The organism is Streptococcus sp. S1 (assembly GCF_034137685.1).
GTDB classification, from domain to species: Bacteria; Bacillota; Bacilli; order Lactobacillales; family Streptococcaceae; genus Streptococcus; species Streptococcus dentalis.
Genome location: NZ_CP139418.1, coordinates 1,206,547 through 1,232,538, shown reverse-complemented (window position 1 = coordinate 1,232,538; position 25,992 = coordinate 1,206,547). Strand labels below are relative to the sequence as shown.

Here is a 25,992-nt window from a genome sequence, read left to right as displayed (position 1 = left end):
CCTCCATTATAAATATATACGAATGTTTTAGGAAATAGTTTCCGTAATGTATTGATAAAGCTTATCTTCACTATCTAATTTTGATAGAGCTTCGAGATTTCCATTGGATGTAAAGAAATCCATCAGCTGGGCCAAAATATTGGTTTGGCTAGAGCTTGAATTGTTGATAATGAAGAATAAAAGTGAAACTTGAACTTCCTTATCTGGAGCAATCATATTATGGAAGGTTACCGGTTGATCCAAACGAACCACGACCACATTCTCAGTGAGATTGTGGACAATGTCTGTGTGCGGGATCGCCACATTTGGTAAGTCCTTACCAAGAAATTCCATGTCTAATCCAGTCGGGAAAGACTTTTCACGCTCAATCAAAGCGGAACGATAGGTTGGTGTCACAATCTGTCGCTCTTCCAATAAGCTTGCTACCTGCTCAAAGAGATCTGTTTGATCATTGGCATGTAGGCAAAATACAAGATCTTTGTTAAAGAGTTGATTTAATCCCATTGTTGCCACCTCCTTATCTAACTATTTATTTTATGGTTAGAGTATATCACTATATTGATTGAATGTCAATCATTTTTTGTCGTATTTTGTTTATTTTTGTTTATATTCCTCTTTAAAGCGCTCCCTAACCGTCATTTTCTAACATTATTAAAAAAGTAAAAAGTGGTCTCTTTTTTGAGACCACTTGATCTTAAATGATTTTCGTATACAAGGCGTATTTGTCTTTGATCTTTTTTGGAATACTATCATCGGTAATAATGGCATTTAGATCTTCCACGCGATAGAAACTGTAGAAGGAATAACTATCAAACTTGCTGTTATCAGCTACAACATATTTCTCTATCGCATTGTTCAGAATAATGGCATTGCCGTTTCCTTCTTCTTCATTAGCTGTGGAGACACTATGGCCATCGATTCCATTGACCCCGATAAAGGCCTTAGAAACCTTGATTTCTTTCAAGAGTTTATTGGCAAATTGACCGACAAAGGTTTGTGTCTTTACCCGGTAGCGACCACCAACTAAGATCAAGTCATAATTTGGGAAATCCTTGAGCTTCTCAAAAATAGGTAGGGAATTAGTGACGATGCTAATTTCTTTCCCTTCCAAATAATCTCCGATAAAGTCTGTTGTTGTACCAGAGCCAATAAAGACGGTATCCCCATTTTCGATCAAGTCTGCACATTTTTTGGCAATGGATCGTTTCTCATCAATATTGATCAGATTTTTCTCACTGTGAGAAGCTTCTAATAAACTATCTTTGACTTTTTTGTGGGCCCCACCATGTACACGAACTAAAAGACCTTGTTTTTCAAGATCGATCAGATCGCGACGAATGGTCATGTCTGTCACCCCAAAGAGTTCCTTGAGCTCTTTGACCGATACCACACTTTTCCGATCCAGTTCCTGAAGAATTTCAACATGTCTGCTATCTTTCATGGTACTACTTCCGTTCCTACTATATTTGTCTCTATTATACTACTTTTTTCAAAAAACACAAATTCAAACATTATATTAACAAGAGTAAACATGATATTTTTATGATAGATAAAAGAAAAAAGCCTTCCGTCAATCCGGAAAGCTTTGATTTATGCTATTTCTAGCTTCCTCACCTTTGGATCAAGGCTCGGGATAAAAAGGTTAAGGAAACCTTATTATTTTGCGATTGGGTAAACAGAAACTTGTTTTTTATCGCGACCTTTACGTTCGAAGCGTACTACGCCTTCAACTTTTGCGAACAAAGTATCGTCTCCACCACGTCCAACGTTCACACCTGGGTAGATGTGAGTACCGCGTTGACGGTAAAGGATAGATCCACCTGTTACAGTTTGTCCATCAGCTGCTTTAGCTCCAAGACGTTTTGCTTGTGAATCACGTCCGTTTGATGTAGAACCTCCACCTTTTTTGTGGGCGAAAAGTTGCAAGTTAGCAAGATTCAATTTCAACATAATTGTTTTCCTCCATGTTAGTTTTCTGTGATAACTCTTGTTTGGACGAACTCCGATGAGTTCTCCGATAAGTTTGCCATCCCTAAGAAAAATGATTCAAAGAATAGTTGGGTCATTTCTCTTTGATGTGGTGGAATATCTGTCGGGATCGTCACCCGAAGGAAGCCACCTTCTTCTTCGTTTAATTCTAGATCCGGTTCGTAGCCTGCAAATTTCTCAACAGAGTTGACAAAGTTAATGGCTAGAGTCGAAACCGATGCACACACGACATCAAAGCCGTATTCACCGCTTCCAGCGTGCCCAGTGATTTCTGCACTCCTCAGCTCGCCATCTTCGGCTCGTTCAAAGACTGCTTGTATCATGTGTTCTCCTAAAAATTAAGCGTTGATAGCGTTGATGACAACTTTAGTGTAAGGTTGACGGTGACCTTGTTTACGGTGGCTACCTTTTTTAGGTTTGTACTTGTAAGTAACAACTTTCTTTTGTTTTCCTTGTTTTTCAACAGTTCCAACAACAGTAGCTCCTGAAACAAGTGGAGTTCCGACAACAGTGTTTTCACCACCAACAAGAACAACTTCGTTAAATGTAACTTCTTGACCAGCTTCAACGTTCAATTTTTCAACGTAGATAGCTTGACCAACTTCAACTTTAACTTGTTTTCCGCCAGTTTTAATGATTGCGTATGTGCTCATTATGCACCTCCTATGTATTTTTGGGTTTCCCCGTATTTTTGTGAAGACTCGCCTAGCATCGTGGGACGAACCACTTACTCTCATGAAAATGAGCGACGATGTTCGAGCGGTTGCACAGGCATGTGCATAGTCAACTCTCTTAGTATATCACTTCTATCAGACAAAGACAAGTATTTTTGCGCTTTGAAAACGAATTTCTTTTATAAAATGGATGATTTTGTATCTTTTATTTTAAGATCGCTTGTAAGACCGACTTCTTCTTCTACTTATCTTTAAATTTGAAGTCTTTGAAACTCATTTTAGCTTTAGATGAATCGTTCATGCTCTTCATTTTTTCTTCTTGTTCCTTGGTGATTTTGATAGGCATGGCTGCAACCGTATTCGGTTTCAATACACCAGATTCGTTGATTTCATAGTCAACTGTGACATCTTTGAAAAGTGGCTCTCCATCATATTCCAAATTCAGGACAAAGGATCCATCACGATCGATGGTTGTGGTAGTACGATTCACAATAAAGAACAAGGCGAAGCGGTTTTCCTCATCTCCAAAGGTAAAGCCTGGGAAAAAGACAAATAATTTTCCTGGTTCTCCAAGCGTTGGATGTTCCTTGATAAATTTCTCAGATGCTTCCAAGACTTCGTTGTCTTGGTCTTTATACTGGTCAGCTCTGACAAATGTGAGGGGTTCTTTTTTACTGCTGGTTGACTGGCTGGTCTTCTCTTCTTTTTTCGGACCAGTAAATGATACTTTGACGCAGCCTGTCAACAAAAGCAAACTTGTCATTAAAACGATAACTTTTTTCATTTTATCTCCTTTAAGTTGGTTAGAAAAAGAGGCTGGATACTCCCAGTCTCTCCTATAGCAAATCCTCGATCAGGTCATCGACCTCATCTTTTTCTGCTTTTGGTGTGATCTCGGTTACGATGATGCCTGCTACCGCACGCTCAACCAAAGCTTCCACATCCAACCGTTGCTCATACTGCTCCGCATTTTTGAGTTTCGGATTCGTCTTTGGACGATCCGGTGCAAAGATGGTACAACAATCTTCGAATGGCTGGATAGAGATTTCAAAGGTATCAATGGCTTGGGCAATATCGATGATTTCCAATTTGTCCATGGTCACCACCGGACGGATAACCGGCGTATTGGTCACTGCATTGATAGCCTGCATACTCTCTAAGGTTTGGCTAGCCACTTGTCCCAAGCTTTCACCATTGATAATCACCAAACCACCACGAACCTCGCGAATGCGGTCTGTAATGCGCATCATAAAGCGACGGGTCAAAGTCATCAGGTAAGCTTCTGGTGCCTTGGCCTTGATCTCCTCTTGGATCTCTGTAAAGGGTACTTCGATAAATTGGATATTGCCCCCAAACTTGGTCAACTTCCGAGTTAAATCATGGGCTTTTTTAAGAGCTCCTGGGCTGGTATATGGTGGGCTAGCAAAGTGTACTGCCTCGATATCCACTCCACGCTTCAAGGCTAGGTAACCAGCCACGGGAGAATCAATCCCACCAGAAAGCATGAGCATGCCCTTGCCGGACGTACCAACAGGAAGGCCGCCTGCTCCTTTAATGGTTTCATAAGAAATATAAGCTGCTTCTTCTCGAATTTCGACTTGCAAGTTGATATCTGGTTTTTTCATCTGAGCTTGGATAGTTGGGATCGCTTCAAAGACAGCACCTCCCAAGGTTTGATTAAGCTCGCGACTATCGAGTTCAAAGGTATGGTCACTGCGTTTACTTGAGATTTTAAAGGTCAAGCCTTCCTTGTAAATCTCCTTCATAATCTCTTGCACAGCCGCTTTTAAGGCCGGAACAGATTTTTCAATCTTGTAAACGGGTGAAAAATTTTGGATTCCAAAAACCTGTTTGAGGGATTCGGCTACTGGCTCATAATCCGTCCCATGCAGATAAGCATGCGCCCGATCGCGGTCCGCTGTCACTTTGACAGCTGGATAAATAGATAAAACATCTTGGATATTATTGCGAAGTTTATTGATGAAACGCATGCGGTTCTTTCCTTTAGTAGAAAGCTCTCCATAGCGAATCATAATTTCTGAATAGGTTAAGGTCATGTTGATTTCCTTCTAAAATTAACGTACTTTTCGTGTTTGCTCGTAAATCAGTTTGAACTTGGTCAAGAATTGCTCGACTTGGCTCATGTCATTTTCAAGATCGAGACTCAAGCGAACAGCTGTCTGTGCGATACTCTTGTCTACTCCCATAGCAATCAAGGTTCCAGCTGGCTTACCAGCTTTGGACGAGCAGGCACTGGTTGTCGAGATGTAAATATCAAACTCTTCAAAGGCATGGACCACTACTTCTCCACGAACTCCCTTGATCCCGAAAGTCAAGATATGAGGCGCAAAATGATTCTCACCAGAAAAGATAGTGACATCTGGATAGTTGGCCAATTCTTTGCGGATGACTTCTTTCATCTGCTGGGTCTTGCTGGCAAAAGCTTCTTGGTTTTCCATGGCTAAGCGTAGGGCTTTTGCTGTTGCTGCAATGCCTGCCACATTCTCAGTTGTCGAGCGCATTTCTTTTTCTTGGCCACCTCCGGTTAAGAGAGGGGTGATCTTTTTGCCTTCTTTGATGTAGACAAAGCCGACTCCGCGAAGCCCATGGAATTTGTGACTAGAGAAGGTCGCAAAGTCCACGCGCTCTGGTAGATAAACTTCTGTTGCTACCTTTGCCAAGGCTTGAACCGCATCGACATGGAAACTAACCGTTGGCCGATCTTCTAGGAGAGTCGCGATGTCATGGATGGGCTGGATAGCGCCAATCTCATTGTTGACGGCCATGACAGAGACCAAGGTCGTATCCGGACGGAGAAGACTAGCCAAGGCATCCACCTTGACAAAGCCACGCGCATCCACTGGAGCATAGTCCACTTCGAATCCCTGTGTTTTGAGCCAAGCAGCTGACTCCTTGATAGCGGGATGTTCGATGTCAGAGACAATGATATGCTTGCCATAAGGAGCTTTCTCAAAGGCGACACCCTTGAGGATCCAGTTGTCCCCTTCTGTACCACCAGACGTGAAGTAAATTTCATCAGCTTTCTTGCCAATTAGCTCCGCAATTTGTTTCCGAGAAGCTTCTAAAATACGAGTCGCTTGACTACCTAGATTGTGCAAACTAGAAGGGTTGCCCCAGATTCGAGTCGCTACTTCTGTATAAGTTGCAAGGGCTTCTGGATAGGGTTTAGTCGTTGCTGAATTGTCAAAATAGATCATGTCCTACGCATCCATCACTTTCTTTTTACGTAACTTCTATTTTATCATTTCTGACCGCTTGGGACAAGGATTTGATAAAGAGAGATGTGGCAAAATCACTCTATAAAATTCAGTTCTTTTTAGACATTTTTCAGAAAATGACTTATAATAGGAAAGTGTTAAAAAACAATTTTTGATAGAAAGAGAATGAACATGTCACAATATTCAAGAAGTAACAAAAACCAAAAACCTGAGGAAAAAGCAGATACAAGACCATCTCGCGGTGAGAAAGTCAAACAAGGTTTATCCGTATTTCAAACCGTTGTAGCTACGATTGCCAGTCTCTTAGGGATTATCGTCACTTCCTTTACCATTATGAGCCTGCTCAATAAAGACAATCAAAAAACAGAAGACAAACCATCTAGTAGCACCAGCGTCGTCGTTGTCCACGATAAGGGATCTGACTCAAGCGCTACCAATACAGATACTAACACCAATACGCAAACCGATTCAAGTAATACAGATGCTAGTTCACAAAAAGAAACCGATAGCTCATCTGCTAATGAATCTAGCTCGTCTGCCGCACAAGACCAAGGCTCCACAGCAACAGACAGTGGCGCAGATACAGCATCATCTGGAACCAACTAAAAAATCAGTAAGGGCAACCTTACTGATTTTTTTATCTTTCGATTCCAGCTTTTTCTGATTTTTATAGAAAGCATCTATCTCGTTATCATACTCCCATTTGAGCTTTGAACGTTCTTCCTGGATTTGATCCAATCATTCATATGAAAAGATTTTGAGACTATCACGATAAGCTGATTCTGCTAATGAAGCATATAGATTATCAAAACTTTTTAAATTCCAATTACTCAAATAATTTCCCCCCTACTCTAATGTAGGATCCTAGATACATCTCATCTAGATTCAATGTATTGTCATCATTAATTGGGATATCTACTCTCCAACTCGATTCTTCAATATTATTTATACCTCCATAAACATTCATATAATATTCGGGAGTTGTCAGTCCACCATCACTCCATTGTGTATGATCCCAATCAATCTGAACGGATTCAACTTTTGAATTTTGAGCCTTCACAAAATCGACGATTTCTTGCTCGTGTTCCTTGAGATAACCGAGCTGTTTTTGTTTAATGGCTTCTTTGTCTCCTTTGGTGGAGGAAGAGATTGCACTTTGCGCTTGTCTCGTTTGCTCTTTTGATTTTATAGTGCATCCTTCGGTACTAAATAAAGCAACTACTGATGTTACTGTCAGCAAAATAATTTTAGTATGTTTCTTCATAATTTATCTTTATATTTCAACATAGATCAAAAAAATACTACTCCAATATTTCTTCTCCTATGGTTATATCGTTGAATATGGAAATTTTTTTCAAATCGATTGAATCATCATCATTAATCGGCATAGAGGCACTCCATCCTGAATCTTCAATATGATTCACTGTTCCATAAACTTCAATAGAATAATCAGGAAACAAGAATCCTCCATCACTCCATCTCACATCACTCCAATCAATCTGAACTGACTCAATTTTTGGATTTTGAGACTTCACATAATCAACGATTTCCTGCTCGTGTTCTTTGAGATATGCTACTTGTTCTTTTTTTATTTCTTCTTCTGATTTCTGTACGACTTTCTTTGAAGATGAGGCCGTTATCTTCTGTTCGGGCCTTTTGGTTAGGTGCATGATTTTTCCTCCAAGAAAAACCAGTCCTAGGATCGGTAACAAAATGATCAAAAATAGTTCTACACGTCTCTTCATCTCTTCTTCTCCAATCATTTCTTTCGTACTGAATGAGCCAGTCTCTTTCCTTACTATTATAGCATCTTTCATTTGAATCTCAATCTAACTCACTAGTTAGAGCTTTTATAAGGTAATCAAAAAGGAACCCGAAGGTTCCTTTTGTATTATTTTCGATACATCTTGACCTGAAGGTAAAGATCGTTATAGACTCCAAGCAACTTCTTGCCTAATTGTTGATAGACTTCCAAATGGTCCAGTGTTTCATCGCTTGGATAGAAGGATTGGTCATCTTGGATTTCTTTTGGCAACATGGCTTTGGCTTTTTTATTTGGCGTAGAGTAGCCGACATAAAGAGCATTTTTCAAAGCATTTTTAGGACGAAGCATGAAGTTAATAAAGGCATATGCTGCTTCTTTATTTTTCACGGTTTTTGGAATGACAATGTTATCAAACCAAAGGTTGCTGGCTTCAGTTGGAACGACATAGCGAAGATCCTTATTGGCATCCAGCATTTGGCTGGCTTCTCCTGAGAAGGTAACCCCAATAGCCGCATTGTTTTGGATCATATAGCCCTTCATCTCATCGGCCACCAAAGCTTTGATGTTTGGCGTCAAGGTGTAGAGTTTATCTACTGCCTCTTGCAATTTCTTTGGATCCTTTTCATTGAGGCTATAGCCCAAGGTATTGAGACCAATTCCCATGACCTCACGCGCACCATCGTACATCATGATGTCATTTCTGTACTCTTCACGCCAGAGATCTGACCAATGTTCAGGAGCATTTTTGACCATCTTGGTATTGTAGACGATCCCCAAGGTCCCCCAGAAATAAGGGACGGAATATTGGTTACCCGGATCAAACGATTGGTTCAAGAGTTTTGGATCAATATTTTCCATCCCTTTGATCTTGGATTGGTCCAACTTTTCAACCAGATGCTCATCCATCATCTTAGCAATCATGTATTCACTAGGAATCGCAATATCGTAGGTAGTTCCCCCTTGCTTGATCTTAGTGTACATGGCTTCGTTGGAATCAAAGGTATCATATTGCACCTGAATCCCTGTCTCTTTTGTGAATTCCTTGAGCAATTCTGGATCGATATAATCTCCCCAGTTGTAGATGACCAACTTGTCGCTATTCTTGGTATTCATGCTCGCTTCGATCTGGTGGCTAATTCCCCAGAGGACCAGAATGACAAGGATAATCCCAGTTAGGAATGAATAAAGTTTTTTCATGCTGCTTCCTCCTTTTCACGGGTGATAAAGTAATAACCGATGACCAAGAGCACACTAAAGAGAAAGACAAGGGCGGACAAGGCATTGATACTAAGGGAAATCCCTTGACGCGCACGTGAGTAGATCTCTACTGACAAGGTTGTAAAGCCATTTCCGGTTACAAAGAAAGTCACGGCAAAGTCATCTAGAGAATAGGTAAAGGCCATAAAGTAGCCCGCGATAACGGCTGGTGTCAGATACGGCAACATGATCTCTTTGAGCATTTGCACTTGGGTAGCTCCCAAGTCATAGGCCGCATTGACCATATCCCGGTTCATTTCCTTAAGGCGTGGCAAGACCATCAAGACCACAATAGGAATCGAGAAGGCGACGTGGCTAGCCAGAACAGATAGGAAACCTAGCTGGTACTTGACCGTCGTAAAGAGAATCAAGAAACTGGCCCCAATCATAACGTCTGGCGCTACCATGAGAATGTTGTTGATGGAGAGCAATGGTCCTTCTAACTTCTTCTTTGATTGATAAATATAAATGGCTCCAAAGGTTCCGATCACTGTCGCAATCAAGGCTGACAAGAAGGCCAAGAGGAAAGTCTCTGATAAGATCAGCATTAGGCGACTATCTGCGAACAATTCATTGAAATGCTCAAGCGTGAAGCCCGTGAAGGCATTCATATCTCCCCCTTTATTGAAAGCATAAAAGATCAAATAGAAGATAGGGAGATAGAGAATCAGAAAGACGAAACCTAGATAGAAATGAGATACTTTTTTCATCGTTCTCTCCTTTCTCTCGTTGCCCACATGGTTAAGAGCATAGCAAGGATCAGAACAACTCCGATGGTAGAACCCATTCCCCAGTTTTGTGTTGTCAGGAAGTGCTGTTCAATCGCAGTCCCTAAGGTAATGACGCGATTTCCACCGATCATCCGTGTCAACATGAAGAGACTCAGACTAGGAATAAAGACAGATTGCACACCTGAGCGGACACCATTCATGGACAAGGGGAAGACCACATGACGGAAGGTATCCCAACGATTGGCTCCTAAATCATAGCTGGCATTAATCAAGTTTGGATCTAAGTCATCTAAGACATTAAAGATCGGTAAAATCATAAATGGCAACTCGATGTAGCTGGCTACAAAGATAAAGGAGAAATCGGTAAAGAGGATCTGCTGGGGAGCGAATCCGAGAAAGCTTAAAAAGCTATTGATGGAGCCGTTTTGACCAAAAATTCCGATAAAGGCATAGGCCTTGAGCAAGAGATTGACCCAGGTTGGCAAGACAATCAACATCAACCACAACTGCCGGTGTTTGAGCAGCGTCAAAAAGTAAGCAGTCGGGTAGGAGATCAAGAGCGTCACCAGGGTGACGATTCCGGCATAAATGACCGAATTAAAGCTCATCTTTAAATAGGTCAAATTTTGCGAAGTAAAGAACTCTTTGTAGTTTTCAAGTGAAAACTGCCCTTCAACTTTAAAAAACGATTGAAAGATGATCATGACTACAGGAGCCAAGACAAAGAGAAAAATCCACAAGAAATAAGGGAGGATAAATAGATTAGAGGTTGTTTTCTTCATCTCTTTCCTCCTCAATGGCATTAATCAAACCAGCTTCTTGCTCTTCCACTTCAACGTACTCTTCGATCCGCGCATCGAATTCTTCTTCGGTTTCGTTGAGACGCATAACGTGGATATCTTCAGGTTCAAAGTCTAACCCGATGACTTCTCCCACGATGGCCTTCCGAGTGGAGTGAATCATCCACTCATTTCCCAAATCATCATAAGCGATGATCTCATAATGAACACCACGGAAGAGCTGGGTGTCCACCTTCACTTGGAGCTTGCCTTCTTCAGGAAGAGTGATTTGCAAGTCTTCAGGACGAATGACGACTTCAACTGGTTCATTTGGACGCATTCCCCCATCGACGGCTTCAAAGCGTTTTCCATTGAACTCAACCAAGTAGTCCTCGATCATGCGACCATCTAGAATGTTAGACTCCCCGATAAAAGTCGCTACAAAGTGGTTGATCGGTTCATCATAGATATCCACGGGAGTACCAGATTGGACGATCTCTCCTTCATTCATGACAAAGATCCAGTCACTCATGGCAAGGGCTTCTTCTTGGTCGTGGGTAACAAAGACAAAGGTAATCCCCAAGCGTTGTTGCAATTCCCGCAACTCATACTGCATGTCTGTCCGAAGTTTCAAGTCAAGGGCAGACAAGGGCTCATCTAAAAGGACCACTCGTGGTTCATTGATAATAGCCCGTGCAATAGCTACCCGCTGACGTTGACCACCAGATAATTTTTGGATCGAGCGTTTTTCAAATCCCGCTAACTGGACCATTTTCAAGACTTCTGAAACCCGACGTTCGATCTCAGCCTTGTCCACCTTTTTCAAACGAAGGGGAAAAGCCACATTTTCAAAGACTGTCATATGTGGAAACAGGGCATAGGACTGAAAGACGGTGTGGACATCCCGTTTGTTGGTAGGAACATCATTGATCCGTTCCCCATCAAGGTAGACATCTCCAGTCGTCGCATCCAAAAGACCGGCAATGATATTCAGGATGGTCGATTTTCCCGATCCAGATGCACCGAGCAGGGTATAGAACTTCCCTTCTTCCAACTCAAAATTAATATCCTTTAGGACAAGAGTTCCGCTATCTTCAAAGACCTTTGAAACATTTTTAAACTCAATAATTGGTTTTTTCAATTCACATAAATTCCTTCTTTACTACGATTACCAAACTGCTTTTCAAACGAAAACGCAGCGGCTGACAGGAAGACCTGTCAGACCACCAATACCTCTCGGGGACTTACTAGACTGCCCCACCTATTTACGGTATCGATAGGCACTCACCCCCTTTCCGACTGATGCTATCGATGTTTAATCTATCAATTGTTCTTCACATTAAAGTTCTTAGGCTTGACCAATAATGCGAACTTCTGGTTCTAAACGGACGCCTGAGTGAGCTTCTACTGCCTCAATGACATGGGCGATCAGATCTTCATAGTCCTTAGCTGTTCCATTGTCGACATTGACCATAAAGCCTGCATGCTTTTCAGAGACTTCCACACCACCGATTCGATAGCCTTTTAGACCTGCTTCACTGATCAATTGACCAGCAAAATGGCCAACAGGACGCTTAAAAACAGATCCACATGAAGGGTATTCAAGGGGTTGTTTCAACTGACGAAGATGGGTCAACCGATCCATCTCCTGTTTGATTTGCTCGTGATTACCTGGTGACAAAGCAAATTTGGCAGAGATGACAACAGCACCTGTCTCTTGAATCTTAGATTGCCGGTAGCCAAAAGCGAGTTCACTCGCTGACAGAGTTTCGATCTCCCCATCTTTGGTCAAGACCTTACAGGATACAAGGACATGAGCGATCTCTCCCCCATAAGCTCCCGCATTCATAAAGACAGCGCCACCGACACTGCCTGGAATGCCACTGGCAAACTCGAAGCCTTTCAAACTATGATGCAAGGCCACATGAGTGGTGTCGATGAGTTTAGCTCCTGCCTCTGCTTCGATCACATAACCATCCACACTGATGTCACGCAAGCGATCAAACATAATGACAAATCCCGGAATGCCCCCATCGCGGACAATGATATTGGACGCATTGCCAAGGACCATCCATGGAATTTGCTCTTGGTTGGCAAATTGAACGATGCGTTTTAATTCGTATTGGTTGCGAGGAAAGGCTAAAAATTCAGCATTTCCACCTACCTTTGTGAAGGTATAATATTTTAAAGGTTCTTGAAAACGGATATCAATCCCTTCAAGAATTTGATTAATTTTTTCAATCATCATTCTGTCTATTCTCTCTCTATAAAATACAAACCATTATACCAAATTTTTGACTATTTTTCGACCCTAAAAAAACAAAAGAAGGCCTATAATATTCAGGCCTTCCTTTTATGCTATATTATGCAATTTTACGCGCAATGGCACGATTCTTTTGTCCATCCAGAGCTGATTTGACTGAAATCCAAGCACCACCAAGAGTGAAGACAGCCAGCAATCCTAGATTCAAATAAAATTTATCTGGGACGTCCCCTGAGAATGTCGCTTCATTGACAATCGTCCAGGACAAATCAAATGGAAGATCGAGCTTACTCATGAGCGCCAAAGTATAATCTAATTGGTTGACCAAAAAGACCGTCAAGACCATCAAAATAGCTGAAACTACCACACCTTTTTTAGTCAATTTCTTACCAAGGATCTCATAACCTTTGATAGTACAATAACCGAGGGCAGCCCCTGCTAAAACAGATACATAGCCAAGACGCGCTACCAAGAGGGCAACTGCTCCACCGATGATTACACCGATCACAGCCCCTAGAATCCCTAAAAGGAAGTTTTCTTCCCGCGCTTCATAAGCCTCAACTGTATCTTGCACTTCGGCTTGGTAGGCTCTAAAGGTTGCATCGTCGATTAAAAAGATCGCATCTCCAATTTGATACAGACCGATTGGTCCTTCCTCACCCGTTTCCGCATTCACTTGCACAAATTGGTGGTTGAGTAAGAAATCAACAATATCTTGGATAGCTGTCCATAAGGTTTCAACAGCCTTCCCTTTAGTCATTCCGCCTTTGACAACGATAGAAGTCAAGTAACCATCAAAAGAGATGGCATTAATGGCTTTTGATTGTTCTTTTAATTCATTCCAAAGAATTTCACTATCTTCGATCAAGTCTCCTTCGGAACCTTGTTTCACACTGAGTGAAATGGTAAATACATTCTTGGTTTGAGCGCCTTCGATGACTAACAAGAAGCCTTCACGCTCTCCATACATCACACGGGCTTCGCCATCAAATTGCAGCCCAAGATCGGTAGCAATACTATATAAATATTCTGGTTTCATGTTTCCCCCTAAACTTTCGGGAAAGCTTGAGCTTTTCCCCATACAATTCTTATTCTACCATAGGAGAAGCAAAAAGGACATATACATTCGTATACATCCTTCTTTCATTTGTGTTACATTGAGGTTTATTTCTCAACACGAACGCCAAATGTGTCAATTTTAAGTTGGAAAATCTGACCATCTAGCCCGAGCTTTTCGAGAGCTACGACAAAGGCGGCTGTATGCTCTGGGGCTAAGAGGTTCATGATTGTTGGGCCTGCTCCTGACAGATAGGTGGCGTAAGCCCCATGCGCGTGTGCTACTTCTTTGACCTGAGGGAACTCTTTGACAAGAGATTGACGGTAGCGTTCGTGGAAATGATCTGACTCGATGGAGCGACCAGCCGTCAGCAAATCTCCCTTGAGGAGAGCTGCGATAGCGACATTGGCTACGCTACTAGCTGCGACAGCTTCCTTATAAGACCATTCTTTCGGTAGGACATTGCGACTATCACTGGTTTTCAATTGGTAGCTCGGTACAAAGGCCACAAGGTCACAGCTTGGGAAGTCAGCCGTGACATATTGGACATCTTCACCGATGTAGCTCGCAATGACCATATTCCCAAAGATAGCTGGAGCTACATTATCCGGATGACCTTCGATCTCGGTCGCGATGCGTAATTTTTCAGCGTCTGATAGCTGGAGGTTGGCTAATTGGTTGGCCAATTCAATCCCTGCGACAATGACCGAGCTAGAAGATCCAAGACCACGCGCCAAAGGCACTTGACTGGTCATCTTGATCCGATGAGGCTGCATATCAGTTGAGATAGAAAGAGCTGTTGAGAGCAAGAGGTTTTTCTCATCCGTCGGAATCCCTGCTCCAAGATCATGCTCAATGAACCAAGCATCAGCTGGTTCAAGGACTTCAATGGTCAAATAGCGAGTCACGGCAATCCCAACAGAATCAAATCCTGGCCCTACATTGGCACTGGTTGCTGGAACAATAATTTTCATGCTTATTCTCCCAAGACTTTAAAGGTATTCAAGAGTTCGAAATTCGCCTCTGAATCCAATTTTTCAACCAAGTTCTTGAATTGTGTTTGGTTGACTTGGTGGGTAATGATGACGACACTTGCAAATTGACCATCTGAGTCTTCTTGAAGGATTTGCTTGAAGGAAGCTCCTTCTGCATTAAAGATTTCCGCAAGACGCAAGATTTGACCAGTCGCATCTGGTGCCTTAATTGAGAAATAATAATTGTTCTTCACGTCTTCTGGCTTAGCCAATTGAAGAGGGCGGCTGTATTCATTGAAGGCTTTACCGATCGTTCCTTCTTTTAGACGACGGACAATGCGGACAAGGTCGGCTACGACACTTGTCGCAGTTGGTTTTTGACCAGCACCTGGTCCGTAGTACATAGACTCACCAATACCGATGGATTCCACATAGACCGCATTCATGACATCATTCACTCCTGCGAGTGGATGTTGTTTTGGAAGGAAGGTTGGTGTCACTTCTGCTGCGATCCCTGACTCTGTTTCAACAATGGAGCCGACCAGCTTGATGACATATCCAAGGCTTTGAGCAACTGAGACATCTTGAGGAGTGATTTGGCTGATTCCTTTGTGACCTACTTGGTCAAATTGGATATTCATTCCAAAAGCGAACTGGCTCAAGATCACCATCTTGTAGGCAGCATCGATTCCTTCAACGTCGTTGGTTGGATCACTTTCAGCGTAACCAAGACGTTGCGCTTCTGCTAAAGCATCCTCATAAGTCCAGCCTTCTTCGACCATTTTGGTCATCATGAAGTTAGAGGTTCCATTGACCACACCGAGCACTTTGGTCACCTTGTCAGAAGCAAGGGAATTGACCAAGGTCCGAAGGATTGGGATCCCACCAGCTACGGCAGCTTCGTAATAAAGTGCCACTTTGTGTTTTTGAGCAATCTCTAGCAACTCGCTTCCATGAACGGCAAGAAGGTCTTTGTTAGCAGAAACTACATGCTTGCCTGCTTCCAGCGCACGGGTGATAAAGGTCTTAGCTGGCTCGATACGACCCATCAATTCGACCACGATGGCAATGTCCTTGTCTTCAATGATCTCATCAACATTGGTTACAAAGTTGTAGTCGTGACCCGCCGCTTGCAAGCTTTTCATCTCCGCATCATCTCGAACCAAGACCTTAGCGATCTCGATTTCATCTTGAGCTGCCTGGGTGATTTTTTCATGGTTTTCTTTTAATAAAAATGGTACGCCACTAGCAACAGTACCAAATCCTAGTAAGGCAATCTTAACAGACATCCTATTGACTCCTTGAATTTTCTATAGTAGCTCCATTATAACAAAAACTTGAGCGTTTGACAGCCAATTGCCTTAAAAATTCTGAATTTTCATGACAGGATCTGCCTGTAGCAAGTTCTGGAAAAGAACATAGAATTTGTGGTACAATAGAGAAAATGATGAAAACGGTGACACTATGAGTAAACGAAGAGTACCTAAAAAAATCAAAGTCCTACTTGGAATCAATGCCCTCCTCCTGGTCTGTATCTTTATTTGTAGCTTTCTTCTGATCAAAAGGATCACTCAGCTGAGTGACGGAAATACCAGTGGTACTGCCGTGACGCGCTCGCTAGATGAACACAGTTCCTCTATCGAGTGGACCCGAGTGAAAAAGCCGGTTAAACTGCCCATCCTCATGTACCACTCCGTGCACAATATGGCCGAGTCTGAAGCTGCCAATGCCAATCTGATTGTCGATCCAGAAACCTTTGAAAGCCAACTAAAGGCCCTGAAAAAAGCGGGTTACTACACCCTGACGCCTGAGGAAGCCTATCGCATCCTCGCAAAAAATGAAGTGCCAAAAGGAAAGAAATATGTCTGGTTGACCTTTGATGATGGCGTCGAGGATTTCTATACCATCGTCTATCCGCTTCTTAAGAAGTACAAGATGACCGCCACCAACAATATCATCACGGACTTTACACAAAAAGAAAAAGAAAATGTCCTGACCTTTGACCAAATCAAAGAGATGAAAAAAGCTGGCTTGACCTTTGAAAGCCATACGGTCAATCATCCAGACCTAGCCAATTCCAGTCTTGAAACCCAAAAGAATGAGCTGGTCGCTTCTAAACGCCTGCTGGATAAGGTGCTGGATCAAAATACTAGCGTTATCGTCTACCCATCTGGTCGCTACAGCCAGGTTACAATCGACCAAGCCAAGAAAGCTGACTACAAACTAGGCCTCACCACTAAAAATGGACTCGCCAGTTCCGCTGATGGCCTCTATGCCCTCAAACGAGTCCGGATCCTTCCAACCACTACAGGAGAGGACCTCCTAGCCATGATCCAAGAATAAAGAAAGAGGCTGGGACAGAAATCGGTAATTCGTTAGAATTCGATTTCGTCGTCCCACCTCCGCACAGTTGAGTAGGGCTTTAAAAGCTGATGAAATCAGCGTAGTAGAGCCCACTCAACCACTGCGTCTTGCTCAACAATCCAAAAATAATTGAGAGGCTAGGACTTTTGTCCCAGCCTCTTTTGTTAGAGTTCCTTCTCTAGTTCTTTTAGAAAGGTGATTAAAAATTGATGGCGACTTTTTGCCATTTGTTTGGCAGTCTCCGTGTTCATTTCATCTTTTAATAGAAGCAACTTGTCATGGAAATGTTGGACAGTATCAGTGAGGGACCTCCCTTTGTGGCCACCATAGGAAAAAGTTCGCGCAATTCCTACAGCTCCTATCGCGTCCAGGCGGTCTGCATCCTGGACAATTTTGCCTTCTAAGGTTTCTGGATGCTTACCGCGATTTTTGCTGAAAGAAACAGCATTGATAACCCGACAAATCTGGTCGATTTGGTCTTGAGGAATACCGATCTCTTCTAGAAACATGCGAGCATTCGCATTATTCTCTGTTTGAAACAATTTATCATCATCAGCATCGTGAAGAAGAGCTGACAAGCCCACTATCTCCAGATCACATGGACCTTCTACTTGTGCGATTCTCATAGCATTGGTATAGACGCGGAGGGTATGCTCCATATCATGGCCATCCGCTCGATCAGCAAATAAGGTTTTAACATACTGCTTAGCAGCTTGGATTCGTTCTTCGATCATCGTTCTTGTCCTTTGTACAATCTGTGCTCAGTTTAATCTATTCATATGAGCTCGTTATGGAGAAGAGCAGTTTACTTTAAAACCACCTCTCGGTGGTGATTACTTCTTCTTTTGTGGAAAGAGGGGCAGGCCTAGGGTCGCGATCTTCTCGGCGGGGATCTTCATGCCATCCTTAATCCATTTGGAGATGACAGAGACAATGGCTGAGCTCCAGAAGGAATTGAGGTAGCTGCCAGCGCCATTCGAGGAGCTGCCATTTCGTTTTTCTAAAAAATCATAGACTGCCTTGGTCAAGAGCCGCTCGAAATTATAATCAATGGCTAGACTGATGATCTTGGCTTCTTTCTTGACTTCCTTAAAGAGATAGACCCAGACTTGATAGAGGTCTGTCTTGAGGTTGTAGCCATCTAAAGACTTGGTAATCTTTGCGATACTAGATTGAAAGATGGACTCTAGAATCTCTTCCTTGGAGTCATAATTACGGTAAAAAGCTGCTCGAGAGACACCTGCACGCTGAACCAGCTCAGAGATAGTGATCTTTTTCAGATCTTTTTTCTCCAACAATTGCAGGAGAGAGATTTCGATGGATTCTCGTGTAATCGCATTGTTTTCTTGGTTAAATCGTTTGAGATTTTCCAAGGATTTCTCGGATATTTTTCTTTCTGCCATAACATTTACTTTCTATCTGTCTCACCTGATGATATCTGCTTGGATAGCATTGTACTTCATGATATAATTGTAAAAGAAGACATACTACTTGTCAATGTACATTTTTATACAATTATGAGGTATGAACTGATGAAATGGAAAATTATTGCGGATTCAGGCTGTGACTACCGCTCTTTGGACAATCTGGCACCGGTTACGGAGTTTGTCAGTGTCCCATTGACCATCCAAGTGGGAGAGACTATCTACACAGATGATGCCCAGCTCAATATTGATCACATGATGGAGGAGATGTATGCGACCACGACAGCTTCTAAGTCTGCCTGTCCGAGTCCCGATGACTACATGAAATCTTTTGAAGGGGCTGAAAATATTGTCGTTGTCACCATTACAGGAACCCTTTCTGGTAGCTACAATAGTGCAGAGGTGGCGAAGAAGATTTATCTGGAAGAGCATCCGAATACCAATATCCACGTCATCAATAGCTTATCAGCTGGGGGTGAGGTGGACCTAATCGTTCGCAAGCTTAATCAGTTGGTCGCTGAAGGCCTCGATTTTGATCAAGTGGTCGATGTGATCACGACCTACCAGTCTAAGACGAAGTTGCTCTTTGTTTTGGCCAAGGTTGATAATCTGGTCAAAAATGGGCGTCTCAGCAAATTGATCGGGACTGTTGTCGGGCTCCTCAATATCCGTATGGTCGGCGAAGCTAGTAAGACCGGTACCCTTGAGTTGCTTCAAAAAGCACGGGGTCAAAAGAAAGCGATCAAGGCTGCTTTTGATGAACTGATCAAGGCGGGGTATGCTGGCGGTCATATCACCATCGCCCACCGCAACAATGAAAAATTTATCGAGCAATTCTCTGCATTGGTTCGAGAAAAGTTTGCCCATGCAATGATTGAAGTCCTTCCTACTTCTGGACTTTGTAGTTTCTACGCTGAAGAAGGCGGCCTCCTCATGGGCTATGAAATTTAATCACCACTAAAAAGAGGCTAGGACAAAAGTCCTAGCCTCTCAATTGTTTTTGGATTGTCGAGCAAGACGCAGTGGTTGAGTGGGCTCTACTACGCTGATTTCATCAGCTTTACAGCCCTACTCAACTGTGCGGAGGTGGGACGACGAAATCGAATTCTAACGAATTACCGATTTCTGTCCCACTCTCTCTTTTTATTCTCCAATCTCTTGGTAGAGGGTACGGATTTTTTTGCGGTAGATGGTATAGCTGATTCCTGCTCCGATTAGCAACAGGACACTATAAAGGATCGCAGCCAGCAGGGTGCTGACGGAATGATAGGTCCAAATGAAGCTGACAATGATCAAGAGAAACATCACAAAAAGAAAGACAATCAAGAGAATAGACTGAAGAACTGCATTCCCACGATGACGGGTCATCAACTCCGTGATATTGGTCCAATTGGTGCTAAAGTTCTGAAAATCTTTGACATAGTCTCGAATGCAGATCGGAATGGTTGTTACCACCCAGATCAATAACATAGCTAGGATAGCCAAGGGATGGACGCCAAAATAGAGACAAACGCCAACTAGAAGAATGACAGGAAGGATGGATTGCACCAGATAGAGCAACCAAAACTTCATGAAGAGATAGCGTTTGAAATCAATAGGGAGGGATCTCAAGTACTCAAAGTTTTCGCGCTCTAGCGAAATACCGATACTAGTCAAGCCTCCAAAACTATTGAAAACACCAATCAAGATGGCAACAAGGGTCAGTGGCACCAGATACTGGGGCGTCAAGTAAGAACTGAGTCCTCCTATATTTTTAGACGCTCCTGCTGCTCCACTGAGGAGGAAAATATAAGGCAGAATACTCATCATCAAGAGGACTTGCACCATAAGGGTTCCATCGCTCAAGAGTCTGCGATGATACTGAATGACAAATCGTCTAAAGGAGTCTTTCTGACCAACATGGAGCACTTTCACGCGCTCTTTAACAGTTTGGTTGGTCGCAACTGCAAGGGCTGCATCATAGAACTGCGGGATCACAATTTTTCGAACCAGGCCGATCAAGACCAGAAGGACCAGGATCCAGCCCAGAAGGCCAAGGATCGCTTCTCCATCAAAAGGATGGAGGATGAACTGATGAAAGGCCGTAAAAGGTGGAAATAGAATGGGAATATCTGCGCCCCCTGTCACTTCTAACCGATGGGTCTGGACTAGATTCAGATATAGATAAGCTCCTAGACTCAGAAGAGAACCAATTCCGACCATGATGTTGGAGACCAGGGTCGTGTGTTTTTTGAAAAAGAGGGTCTTAGTGATCAGATGGGATAGGATGATCGTCGCTAAAAAGAGAACGCCTAAGAGAATTAAGGCACAAAAGAGGCCTAACAGGATCCCTAACGGATTGAAGCCGCCTGCTTGGACAGGCAGGATCAGAAAATAGCTGACCAAGGGAAGGATAGCCATGAGAAGGGTCAGGATGACCGAGATACTCTTTCCAGCAATGACTTCCGCATCTGAGAAGGCATAGGGCCGGTAAAACTGGAGGTCCTTGCTTTCATAAAAGACATTGTAAAAGCTCATAAATCCTTGGGAAATGGTCATCAAGGAAAAGAGGGCCACCATATTGACAAAGAAGGCTGGTTGGTTCACAAAATCATAGATACTAAAGAGCAAGCCAAATATGACGAAATAGACCAATCCTAAAAAGAGGTAGTTGAGCACCGATTTGCGGGCGACATTGAGTTTGACGTCCGGTTTTTTGGCCTGTTTGGCACGTAATTTTGCGATCTGAGCAGGCTGACTGGCATAGATGATATTAACATTGACCAGTTGCCGGATGATCTTAAGACGCATGATCGCCACCTTCTTCCTTCCGACCCGCTAGACTGAGATAGATACTTTCCAAACTTTGTTCGGGATGTTGGCCCTTCAATTCCTCGATCGTCCCATAGAAAATAAGGTTTCCCTTTTTGAGAATGGCGATTTTATCACAGAGTTGTTCGGCCACTTCTAAGACGTGGGTAGAGAAAATAACCGTCTTGCCACGATCCGCATGCTGGCGCATCATTTGTTTTAAATCGTAAGAAGCCTGTGGGTCCAAACCGGTCATTGGTTCGTCCAAGACCCAGATATCTGGATCTGACAAGAGGGCTGCAATAACGAAGACCTTCTGGCGCATCCCGTGTGAAAAGGATTCAATCACTTCATAGCGGTGGCTCTGAAAATCAAAGATCCTAAGAAGCTCCTCTAATCGTTGATCGCAGTCTTTCTGACTCATATCATAAGAGGTCGCAACCAACTCCCAGAATTCATTGGCTGTGAGACGCAAGAAAAGATCTGGCGAATCTGCCACATAACCGATCTTCTTTTTGATTGCCAGTCGATGGTTATAGAGGTCCTGACCATCCACTTCAATGGATCCAGTGGTTGGGGTGATGACACTGACCAGGCTCTTAATCGTCGTTGACTTTCCAGCTCCGTTATGGCCAATCAAGCCGACAATTTGCCCGTCTTCGATGGTCAGATCCAAGTGGTTAAGGGCAATATGCCCATCGTAATCTTTGGTAACTCCGTGAAATGTAATCATGCTAACTCCCTAATGGGTCCTCATTGGGACCGTTTTTTCTTATTCTGTTGATAAGCGATCATCGAAATGGTAGAGCAATTCTAGTAGATAGTTTGGAATAGTCTCCAAGAAGTCTTCTTTGTAGACCCGCTCTCCTCGCTTATGCAATTCTTTACCCCAAGGGCCTAGATTGACCGCTGGAACATGAATTTGGGCAATTTTTTCCAGATCCAGATCATAGACCTGGGCTGGTGTGGCTAGGCTATCCAAGACGACTTGATAAGAGGCCACATCCTTTTCCAAGGCACAATAACTGGTGTCGTTAATCCCCATAAAGTATTCTTCCACTTTCAAGAGGTAACCTCTTGTGTCCAGGTACTCGCGGTAGTCAGTAATTAAGGACACGATATTGAGATCGGTATTGTCTAAAAAGCGGCAATTCATGGACGGATAATATGGGGGCGCAAAACCGATGACCACCATAGGATCCTTATCTCCGAGAAACTCAAGGAGCCGCTGGATTTGCTGAATCGCAAGGCTCTGGTAGCTGGTCCCATTACGAAAATCTTGCTCCGCTTTTTTATTAGAAGCTTCTCTAAAGGCTTGGTAGCCCTCTATGGCTTGGCAACGTTCCTCTAGTTCTTGATAGGTGATGACTCTTGGCCTTGCAATAATATGATCTTGGCCAGCCTGATCCTGCAAGTGCTCATACTTCTTGTAAAAGGCGTCCAAGGCCTCTTGACTAAGCTCATAGATTCGTTGCATGAGCTCTTGGGGTGTTTTCTTCAAATGCAACACACTGAAATAACCAGCTGCATAAAGCACGGTCGATACATCGTATTGCTCCTTCAAATCTCTGAGATAGGACCAAGAAGGAAGGGGAGACGTTTCTCCCAAGGCCTGATCTGCCAGATCGGGATGAAGATCTAGCTGGCTTGCGATGGCTACTAGGAGCGACAAGGCATTGATCCCTTTAAGAGGCTCCTTCATATGGGACAAGACACCTTGTGCCACAACGACTGGCATGAGTTTTCCGACTGTGCCAATGTGAAGGACCTTTTCTTTTCCTACCTCTGATTCAAAGGGCTCTGAATCCACTGCTAATACATAATTCAGATCAAACTTTTCCTGCAAATCTGTAAGGAGACCCAAGGCTCCACGCATCCCACTTGAATAGGATTCCTCGTCTCCAACAGAGAGATAGAGCAGATTGACCTGACCTTCTGTGAGGTCTGCAGCATAGGCTTCCAGAACCCCCAATTGAAGGGCTAGAGCTGCTTTCATATCGCAAGATCCTCTGCCAAATTTCCACTCCCCAGAAGCTAAGTCTTCCTGCATATCTGGTCGTCTGTCTAGTGTTTTCAAGGCTTCTGCTACTTGATCAGAATCGAGTGCGATTTCTGCTAAATTTCCATAGTCTTCTAAATCGACTGTATCATGGTGGTGGAAAAGGATAACTGTTTTTTTCTTGCCCTTATCAACTAAGGCCCAATTGACCGACCGATGCAAGTGGTCCTGTGGCACCATATAGCGCCCAAACTGGTTCGGATGTTCCTTGAAATAGGGGATCTGGGCAAGCCGTTGATCCAGGTAGGCTTCGATTCCTTGCTCGGTATCAGTATTGGTGAAGCTTGGAATCGCCAAGGCTTCTGCAAAAATCGTTTCGATGCTCTCTCTATTGGTGGTTTTCACTTTCAAACCAATCCTCCTTTGATATGGTCAAAATAAATTAATGTATACAAATTTATATCAGACTGATATTTCTACGTATACAAAATGCTACATTGACTCTATTATGTTATATTTTCACGTCATTTCTTTCATGTATACGATTTCTTTTCCAGAAAGGGCTTGCTTCCAGCGCAAACGTTTGTCGCATCCAACTATTTTTGGTAAAATAGGGACATTCACATGAAAGAAGAAATAACGATGGAAAATCAAACCTTAATGCAATATTTTGAGTGGTATTTGCCCGCTAATGGGAACCACTGGACGCGTCTTGCTGAAGATGCGCAACACTTAGCAGACTTGGGTATTCGTAAAGTTTGGATGCCACCTGCCTTTAAAGCTACTTCTAACAATGACGTTGGGTACGGAGTCTATGACCTCTTTGATTTGGGCGAGTTCGATCAAAAAGGAACGGTTCGTACCAAATACGGTTTCAAAGACGATTATCTTCAAGCCATTCAAGCCCTCAAAGATGCAGGGATTCAACCAATGGCCGATGTCGTTCTCAACCATAAAGCTGCTGCCGATGGCTTAGAGGAATTCGAGGTCGTTGAGGTCGATCCGATGGATCGAAACAAGGTTCTCACTGAACCCTTCACCATTCAAGGATGGACCAAATTCACCTTTGATGGCCGAAATGGCGCCTATAATGACTTCCACTGGCATTGGTACCACTTCACCGGTACGGACTACGATGCTTCACGTAATAAGAATGGGATCTACCAAATCCAAGGGGACAACAAAGGTTGGGCCCATGGAGATCTGGTTGACAAGGAAAACGGAAACTACGATTACCTCATGTATGCCGATATCGATTTCAAACATCCCGAAGTTGTTGAAAATCTCGACCAATGGGCTGAATGGTTTATCGAAACGACAGGGGTTGAGGGCTTCCGTCTGGATGCCGTCAAGCACATAGACTCCTTCTTTATGAAGAATTTCATCCATAATATCACCAAAAAATATGGAGAAGATTTCTACGTTTTTGGTGAATTTTGGAATGGCGACACAGAAACCAACGATGAGTACTTGGAAAGTATTGACTACTTATACGACTTGATCGATGTGGCCCTCCACCAAAATCTCTTCCGAGCTAGTCAAGAAGGTGAAAATTTCGACCTTCGAACTATTTTTGACGGAACACTAGCGCTCAATCATCCTGAAGAGGCCGTAACCTTTGTGGACAACCATGATACCCAACGAGGGCAAGCCTTGGAATCTACAATCCAAGAATGGTTCAAGCCTGCAGCCTATGCCTTGATCTTACTTCGTGAAGCTGGTTTGCCTTGTGTCTTCTATGGAGACTACTACGGTATCGAGGGCCAATTTGCGCAAGAAAGTTTCCAAGAGGTCCTCGATCGCCTCTTATGGGTTCGTAAAGATCTGGCCTATGGGGAACAAACAGACTACTTCGATGATCCTAATTGCATCGGTTGGACACGCTCAGGTACAGAAGAATCAGCACCAATCGCCTGCTTGGTTTCGAATAACCAAGCTGCTACAAAAGTCATGGAGATCGGCTCATCCTACTCAGGCCTCACCTACTATGATGTCCTAGAAAATTGTAGCGAAACTGTCCAAGTTCAAGAAGACGGTACTGCTGAATTCCCAGTGGCAGAACGCTCCGTCAGTGTCTGGGTAGCCCAAGATACAGAGGGCCAATAACCTTTATATGTAATTTTCTCCTAGGATCGACATCTTCCTAGGAGATTTTTTTTCCTGTAAAAATTTTATAGGAAATACAGTTTCATTTTAGCACTATAAGAAAGCGCTGTCAATGGGTGTCGCGTCTATTTAAAAGAAATAAAGAGCATCAAAAAACTCGTTTTCCATATTGGAAAACGAGTTTTCATTTTAGCTCAATTCTGCAATGATTTCTTTCAATTGGGCTTTCGTATGAACTCCAGCCACTTGTTTGACAACTTGTCCATCTTTTTTAAAGAGAAGCGTTGGGATCGACATGATACCGAATTGACGTGCTGTATTTGGATTTTCATCTACATCCATCTTACAGATTTTCAAATCATCTTCATGTACCTCTTCTGCCAACTGATCCAAGATTGGAGCTTGCATGCGGCATGGACCACACCAAGTTGCCCAAAAGTCAATCAGGACAAGACCTTGGCTAGTTTCTTGTTCAAAAGTTGCATCTGTGATTATGTGTGCCATATTTCCTCCTTTTTCAGTAGTGACTACTGATTCTGCATTTCTACTTTTATTTTACACTAAAAGATACCATTTTAGAA

The 25,992-nt window shown here is 43.0% G+C and carries 28 protein-coding genes and 1 other annotated feature; of the genes, 4 read left to right on the top strand and 24 right to left on the bottom strand.

The genetic code is table 11. From position 1 onward, the window contains the following. Positions 1 to 27 precede the first annotated feature (27 nt). The 8 genes from SM121_RS05995 to SM121_RS05960 form a co-directional block, all read right to left on the bottom strand. Entirely contained in the window at positions 28 to 504 is a 477-nt protein-coding gene (locus tag SM121_RS05995; RefSeq protein WP_320910621.1) for a PTS sugar transporter subunit IIA, read from the bottom strand. A 190-nt stretch (positions 505 to 694) separates the two neighbouring features. Next, complete coding sequence (locus SM121_RS05990) at positions 695 to 1,441, bottom strand: DeoR/GlpR family DNA-binding transcription regulator (protein ID WP_003007732.1); 747 nt, start codon at positions 1,439 to 1,441, stop codon at positions 695 to 697. 215 nt (positions 1,442 to 1,656) lie between these two features. Then, positions 1,657 to 1,950, bottom strand: coding sequence for a 50S ribosomal protein L27 (gene rpmA / locus SM121_RS05985; protein WP_003002805.1), 294 nt, complete (start codon positions 1,948 to 1,950; stop codon positions 1,657 to 1,659). A gap of 17 nt (positions 1,951 to 1,967) precedes the next feature. After that, positions 1,968 to 2,312, bottom strand: coding sequence for a ribosomal-processing cysteine protease Prp (locus tag SM121_RS05980; protein WP_003002581.1), 345 nt, complete (start codon positions 2,310 to 2,312; stop codon positions 1,968 to 1,970). Positions 2,313 to 2,327: 15 nt separating this feature from the next. Then, positions 2,328 to 2,642 carry a 50S ribosomal protein L21 gene (rplU, locus tag SM121_RS05975; RefSeq protein ID WP_003002830.1) on the bottom strand — a complete coding sequence of 105 codons (315 nt, stop codon included), beginning with the start codon at positions 2,640 to 2,642 and terminating at the stop codon, positions 2,328 to 2,330. 34 nt (positions 2,643 to 2,676) lie between these two features. Next, positions 2,677 to 2,764: a sequence feature (ribosomal protein L21 leader region), on the bottom strand. 140 nt (positions 2,765 to 2,904) lie between these two features. Continuing rightward, on the bottom strand, positions 2,905 to 3,447 hold the full coding sequence (locus SM121_RS05970; RefSeq protein WP_320910620.1) for a hypothetical protein: 543 nt from the start codon (positions 3,445 to 3,447) through the stop codon (positions 2,905 to 2,907). Positions 3,448 to 3,499: 52 nt separating this feature from the next. After that, positions 3,500 to 4,720: a tRNA uracil 4-sulfurtransferase ThiI gene (gene thiI / locus SM121_RS05965; protein ID WP_320910619.1), complete on the bottom strand. Its 1,221-nt coding sequence runs from the start codon at positions 4,718 to 4,720 to the stop codon at positions 3,500 to 3,502. 18 nt (positions 4,721 to 4,738) lie between these two features. Next, positions 4,739 to 5,881 (bottom strand): cysteine desulfurase family protein, encoded by a 1,143-nt coding sequence (locus SM121_RS05960; RefSeq protein WP_320910618.1) that lies wholly within the window; start codon positions 5,879 to 5,881, stop codon positions 4,739 to 4,741. 192 nt (positions 5,882 to 6,073) lie between these two features. Here SM121_RS05960 and SM121_RS05955 point away from each other — a divergent pair, with 192 nt between their 5' ends. Beyond that, the gene (locus SM121_RS05955; RefSeq protein WP_320910617.1) at positions 6,074 to 6,508 is read left to right on the top strand and encodes a DUF6556 family protein; all 435 of its coding nucleotides are present in this window, start codon (positions 6,074 to 6,076) and stop codon (positions 6,506 to 6,508) included. A gap of 220 nt (positions 6,509 to 6,728) precedes the next feature. Here SM121_RS05955 and SM121_RS05950 read toward each other — a convergent pair whose 3' ends face one another. The 10 genes from SM121_RS05950 to SM121_RS05905 form a co-directional block, all read right to left on the bottom strand. Next, entirely contained in the window at positions 6,729 to 7,166 is a 438-nt protein-coding gene (locus tag SM121_RS05950) for a hypothetical protein (protein WP_320910616.1), read from the bottom strand. A gap of 37 nt (positions 7,167 to 7,203) precedes the next feature. Beyond that, on the bottom strand, positions 7,204 to 7,647 hold the full coding sequence (locus tag SM121_RS05945; protein WP_320911323.1) for a hypothetical protein: 444 nt from the start codon (positions 7,645 to 7,647) through the stop codon (positions 7,204 to 7,206). Between the two features lie 146 nt (positions 7,648 to 7,793). Beyond that, a complete protein-coding gene (locus tag SM121_RS05940) occupies positions 7,794 to 8,864 on the bottom strand; it encodes an ABC transporter substrate-binding protein (protein WP_320910615.1) in 1,071 nt (356 codons plus the stop codon). Next, the gene (locus SM121_RS05935; RefSeq protein ID WP_320910614.1) at positions 8,861 to 9,634 is read right to left on the bottom strand and encodes an ABC transporter permease; all 774 of its coding nucleotides are present in this window, start codon (positions 9,632 to 9,634) and stop codon (positions 8,861 to 8,863) included. Before SM121_RS05935 ends, SM121_RS05940 begins: the two co-directional genes overlap by 4 nt. Beyond that, positions 9,631 to 10,437, bottom strand: coding sequence for an ABC transporter permease (locus SM121_RS05930; protein WP_320910613.1), 807 nt, complete (start codon positions 10,435 to 10,437; stop codon positions 9,631 to 9,633). The genes SM121_RS05935 and SM121_RS05930 overlap by 4 nt, the downstream gene beginning before the upstream one ends. Then, complete coding sequence (locus SM121_RS05925; RefSeq protein ID WP_320910612.1) at positions 10,418 to 11,575, bottom strand: ABC transporter ATP-binding protein; 1,158 nt, start codon at positions 11,573 to 11,575, stop codon at positions 10,418 to 10,420. Before SM121_RS05925 ends, SM121_RS05930 begins: the two co-directional genes overlap by 20 nt. A gap of 207 nt (positions 11,576 to 11,782) precedes the next feature. Next, on the bottom strand, positions 11,783 to 12,679 hold the full coding sequence (gene murB / locus SM121_RS05920) for a UDP-N-acetylmuramate dehydrogenase (protein ID WP_155126305.1): 897 nt from the start codon (positions 12,677 to 12,679) through the stop codon (positions 11,783 to 11,785). A gap of 118 nt (positions 12,680 to 12,797) precedes the next feature. Next, positions 12,798 to 13,778: a hypothetical protein gene (locus tag SM121_RS05915; protein WP_320910611.1), complete on the bottom strand. Its 981-nt coding sequence runs from the start codon at positions 13,776 to 13,778 to the stop codon at positions 12,798 to 12,800. 83 nt (positions 13,779 to 13,861) lie between these two features. After that, positions 13,862 to 14,728 (bottom strand): homoserine kinase, encoded by an 867-nt coding sequence (gene thrB / locus SM121_RS05910; protein WP_320910610.1) that lies wholly within the window; start codon positions 14,726 to 14,728, stop codon positions 13,862 to 13,864. 2 nt (positions 14,729 to 14,730) lie between these two features. Beyond that, on the bottom strand, positions 14,731 to 16,017 hold the full coding sequence (locus SM121_RS05905; protein WP_320910609.1) for a homoserine dehydrogenase: 1,287 nt from the start codon (positions 16,015 to 16,017) through the stop codon (positions 14,731 to 14,733). 175 nt (positions 16,018 to 16,192) lie between these two features. Here SM121_RS05905 and SM121_RS05900 point away from each other — a divergent pair, with 175 nt between their 5' ends. Further along, entirely contained in the window at positions 16,193 to 17,071 is an 879-nt protein-coding gene (locus tag SM121_RS05900) for a polysaccharide deacetylase family protein (RefSeq protein ID WP_070466692.1), read from the top strand. A gap of 185 nt (positions 17,072 to 17,256) precedes the next feature. Here SM121_RS05900 and SM121_RS05895 read toward each other — a convergent pair whose 3' ends face one another. Then, positions 17,257 to 17,826, bottom strand: a complete 570-nt coding sequence (locus tag SM121_RS05895; RefSeq protein WP_320910608.1) for an HD domain-containing protein — start codon at positions 17,824 to 17,826, stop codon at positions 17,257 to 17,259. Between the two features lie 99 nt (positions 17,827 to 17,925). After that, on the bottom strand, positions 17,926 to 18,495 hold the full coding sequence (locus SM121_RS05890) for a TetR/AcrR family transcriptional regulator (protein WP_013903748.1): 570 nt from the start codon (positions 18,493 to 18,495) through the stop codon (positions 17,926 to 17,928). 129 nt (positions 18,496 to 18,624) lie between these two features. On the opposite strand from SM121_RS05890, the gene SM121_RS05885 reads away from it, so the two are divergent. Then, a complete protein-coding gene (locus SM121_RS05885; protein WP_320910607.1) occupies positions 18,625 to 19,467 on the top strand; it encodes a DegV family protein in 843 nt (280 codons plus the stop codon). Between the two features lie 192 nt (positions 19,468 to 19,659). On the opposite strand, the gene SM121_RS05880 is transcribed toward SM121_RS05885, so the two are convergent. Genes SM121_RS05880 through SM121_RS05870 form a run of 3 tightly spaced genes read right to left on the bottom strand, consistent with a single transcriptional unit; the run spans position 19,660 to position 23,710 of the window. Then, positions 19,660 to 21,306 carry a hypothetical protein gene (locus SM121_RS05880; RefSeq protein ID WP_320910606.1) on the bottom strand — a complete coding sequence of 549 codons (1,647 nt, stop codon included), beginning with the start codon at positions 21,304 to 21,306 and terminating at the stop codon, positions 19,660 to 19,662. Further along, a complete protein-coding gene (locus tag SM121_RS05875) occupies positions 21,296 to 22,039 on the bottom strand; it encodes an ABC transporter ATP-binding protein (protein WP_320910605.1) in 744 nt (247 codons plus the stop codon). The genes SM121_RS05880 and SM121_RS05875 overlap by 11 nt, the downstream gene beginning before the upstream one ends. Positions 22,040 to 22,078: 39 nt before the next feature. Beyond that, a complete protein-coding gene (locus SM121_RS05870) occupies positions 22,079 to 23,710 on the bottom strand; it encodes a M20/M25/M40 family metallo-hydrolase (protein WP_320911322.1) in 1,632 nt (543 codons plus the stop codon). Positions 23,711 to 23,929: 219 nt separating this feature from the next. On the opposite strand from SM121_RS05870, the gene SM121_RS05865 reads away from it, so the two are divergent. Continuing rightward, positions 23,930 to 25,411 (top strand): alpha-amylase, encoded by a 1,482-nt coding sequence (locus SM121_RS05865; RefSeq protein WP_320910604.1) that lies wholly within the window; start codon positions 23,930 to 23,932, stop codon positions 25,409 to 25,411. A gap of 189 nt (positions 25,412 to 25,600) precedes the next feature. Here the strand turns inward: SM121_RS05865 and trxA are convergent, their stop codons facing one another. Beyond that, on the bottom strand, positions 25,601 to 25,915 hold the full coding sequence (gene trxA / locus SM121_RS05860; protein ID WP_049483759.1) for a thioredoxin: 315 nt from the start codon (positions 25,913 to 25,915) through the stop codon (positions 25,601 to 25,603). Positions 25,916 to 25,992: the final 77 nt, after the last annotated feature.

Coding starts and splice junctions, on each gene's coding strand:
- SM121_RS05995 (WP_320910621.1), bottom strand. CDS start 504: ATGGGATTAAATCAACTCTTTAACAAAGATCTTGTATTTTGCCTACAT.
- SM121_RS05990 (WP_003007732.1), bottom strand. CDS start 1,441: ATGAAAGATAGCAGACATGTTGAAATTCTTCAGGAACTGGATCGGAAA.
- rpmA (WP_003002805.1), bottom strand. CDS start 1,950: ATGTTGAAATTGAATCTTGCTAACTTGCAACTTTTCGCCCACAAAAAA.
- SM121_RS05980 (WP_003002581.1), bottom strand. CDS start 2,312: ATGATACAAGCAGTCTTTGAACGAGCCGAAGATGGCGAGCTGAGGAGT.
- rplU (WP_003002830.1), bottom strand. CDS start 2,642: ATGAGCACATACGCAATCATTAAAACTGGCGGAAAACAAGTTAAAGTT.
- SM121_RS05970 (WP_320910620.1), bottom strand. CDS start 3,447: ATGAAAAAAGTTATCGTTTTAATGACAAGTTTGCTTTTGTTGACAGGC.
- thiI (WP_320910619.1), bottom strand. CDS start 4,720: ATGACCTTAACCTATTCAGAAATTATGATTCGCTATGGAGAGCTTTCT.
- SM121_RS05960 (WP_320910618.1), bottom strand. CDS start 5,881: ATGATCTATTTTGACAATTCAGCAACGACTAAACCCTATCCAGAAGCC.
- SM121_RS05955 (WP_320910617.1), top strand. CDS start 6,074: ATGTCACAATATTCAAGAAGTAACAAAAACCAAAAACCTGAGGAAAAA.
- SM121_RS05950 (WP_320910616.1), bottom strand. CDS start 7,166: ATGAAGAAACATACTAAAATTATTTTGCTGACAGTAACATCAGTAGTT.
- SM121_RS05945 (WP_320911323.1), bottom strand. CDS start 7,647: ATGAAGAGACGTGTAGAACTATTTTTGATCATTTTGTTACCGATCCTA.
- SM121_RS05940 (WP_320910615.1), bottom strand. CDS start 8,864: ATGAAAAAACTTTATTCATTCCTAACTGGGATTATCCTTGTCATTCTG.
- SM121_RS05935 (WP_320910614.1), bottom strand. CDS start 9,634: ATGAAAAAAGTATCTCATTTCTATCTAGGTTTCGTCTTTCTGATTCTC.
- SM121_RS05930 (WP_320910613.1), bottom strand. CDS start 10,437: ATGAAGAAAACAACCTCTAATCTATTTATCCTCCCTTATTTCTTGTGG.
- murB (WP_155126305.1), bottom strand. CDS start 12,679: ATGATTGAAAAAATTAATCAAATTCTTGAAGGGATTGATATCCGTTTT.
- SM121_RS05915 (WP_320910611.1), bottom strand. CDS start 13,778: ATGGGGAAAAGCTCAAGCTTTCCCGAAAGTTTAGGGGGAAACATGAAA.
- thrB (WP_320910610.1), bottom strand. CDS start 14,728: ATGAAAATTATTGTTCCAGCAACCAGTGCCAATGTAGGGCCAGGATTT.
- SM121_RS05905 (WP_320910609.1), bottom strand. CDS start 16,017: ATGTCTGTTAAGATTGCCTTACTAGGATTTGGTACTGTTGCTAGTGGC.
- SM121_RS05900 (WP_070466692.1), top strand. CDS start 16,193: ATGAGTAAACGAAGAGTACCTAAAAAAATCAAAGTCCTACTTGGAATC.
- SM121_RS05895 (WP_320910608.1), bottom strand. CDS start 17,826: ATGATCGAAGAACGAATCCAAGCTGCTAAGCAGTATGTTAAAACCTTA.
- SM121_RS05890 (WP_013903748.1), bottom strand. CDS start 18,495: ATGGCAGAAAGAAAAATATCCGAGAAATCCTTGGAAAATCTCAAACGA.
- SM121_RS05885 (WP_320910607.1), top strand. CDS start 18,625: ATGAAATGGAAAATTATTGCGGATTCAGGCTGTGACTACCGCTCTTTG.
- SM121_RS05880 (WP_320910606.1), bottom strand. CDS start 21,306: ATGCGTCTTAAGATCATCCGGCAACTGGTCAATGTTAATATCATCTAT.
- SM121_RS05875 (WP_320910605.1), bottom strand. CDS start 22,039: ATGATTACATTTCACGGAGTTACCAAAGATTACGATGGGCATATTGCC.
- SM121_RS05865 (WP_320910604.1), top strand. CDS start 23,930: ATGAAAGAAGAAATAACGATGGAAAATCAAACCTTAATGCAATATTTT.
- trxA (WP_049483759.1), bottom strand. CDS start 25,915: ATGGCACACATAATCACAGATGCAACTTTTGAACAAGAAACTAGCCAA.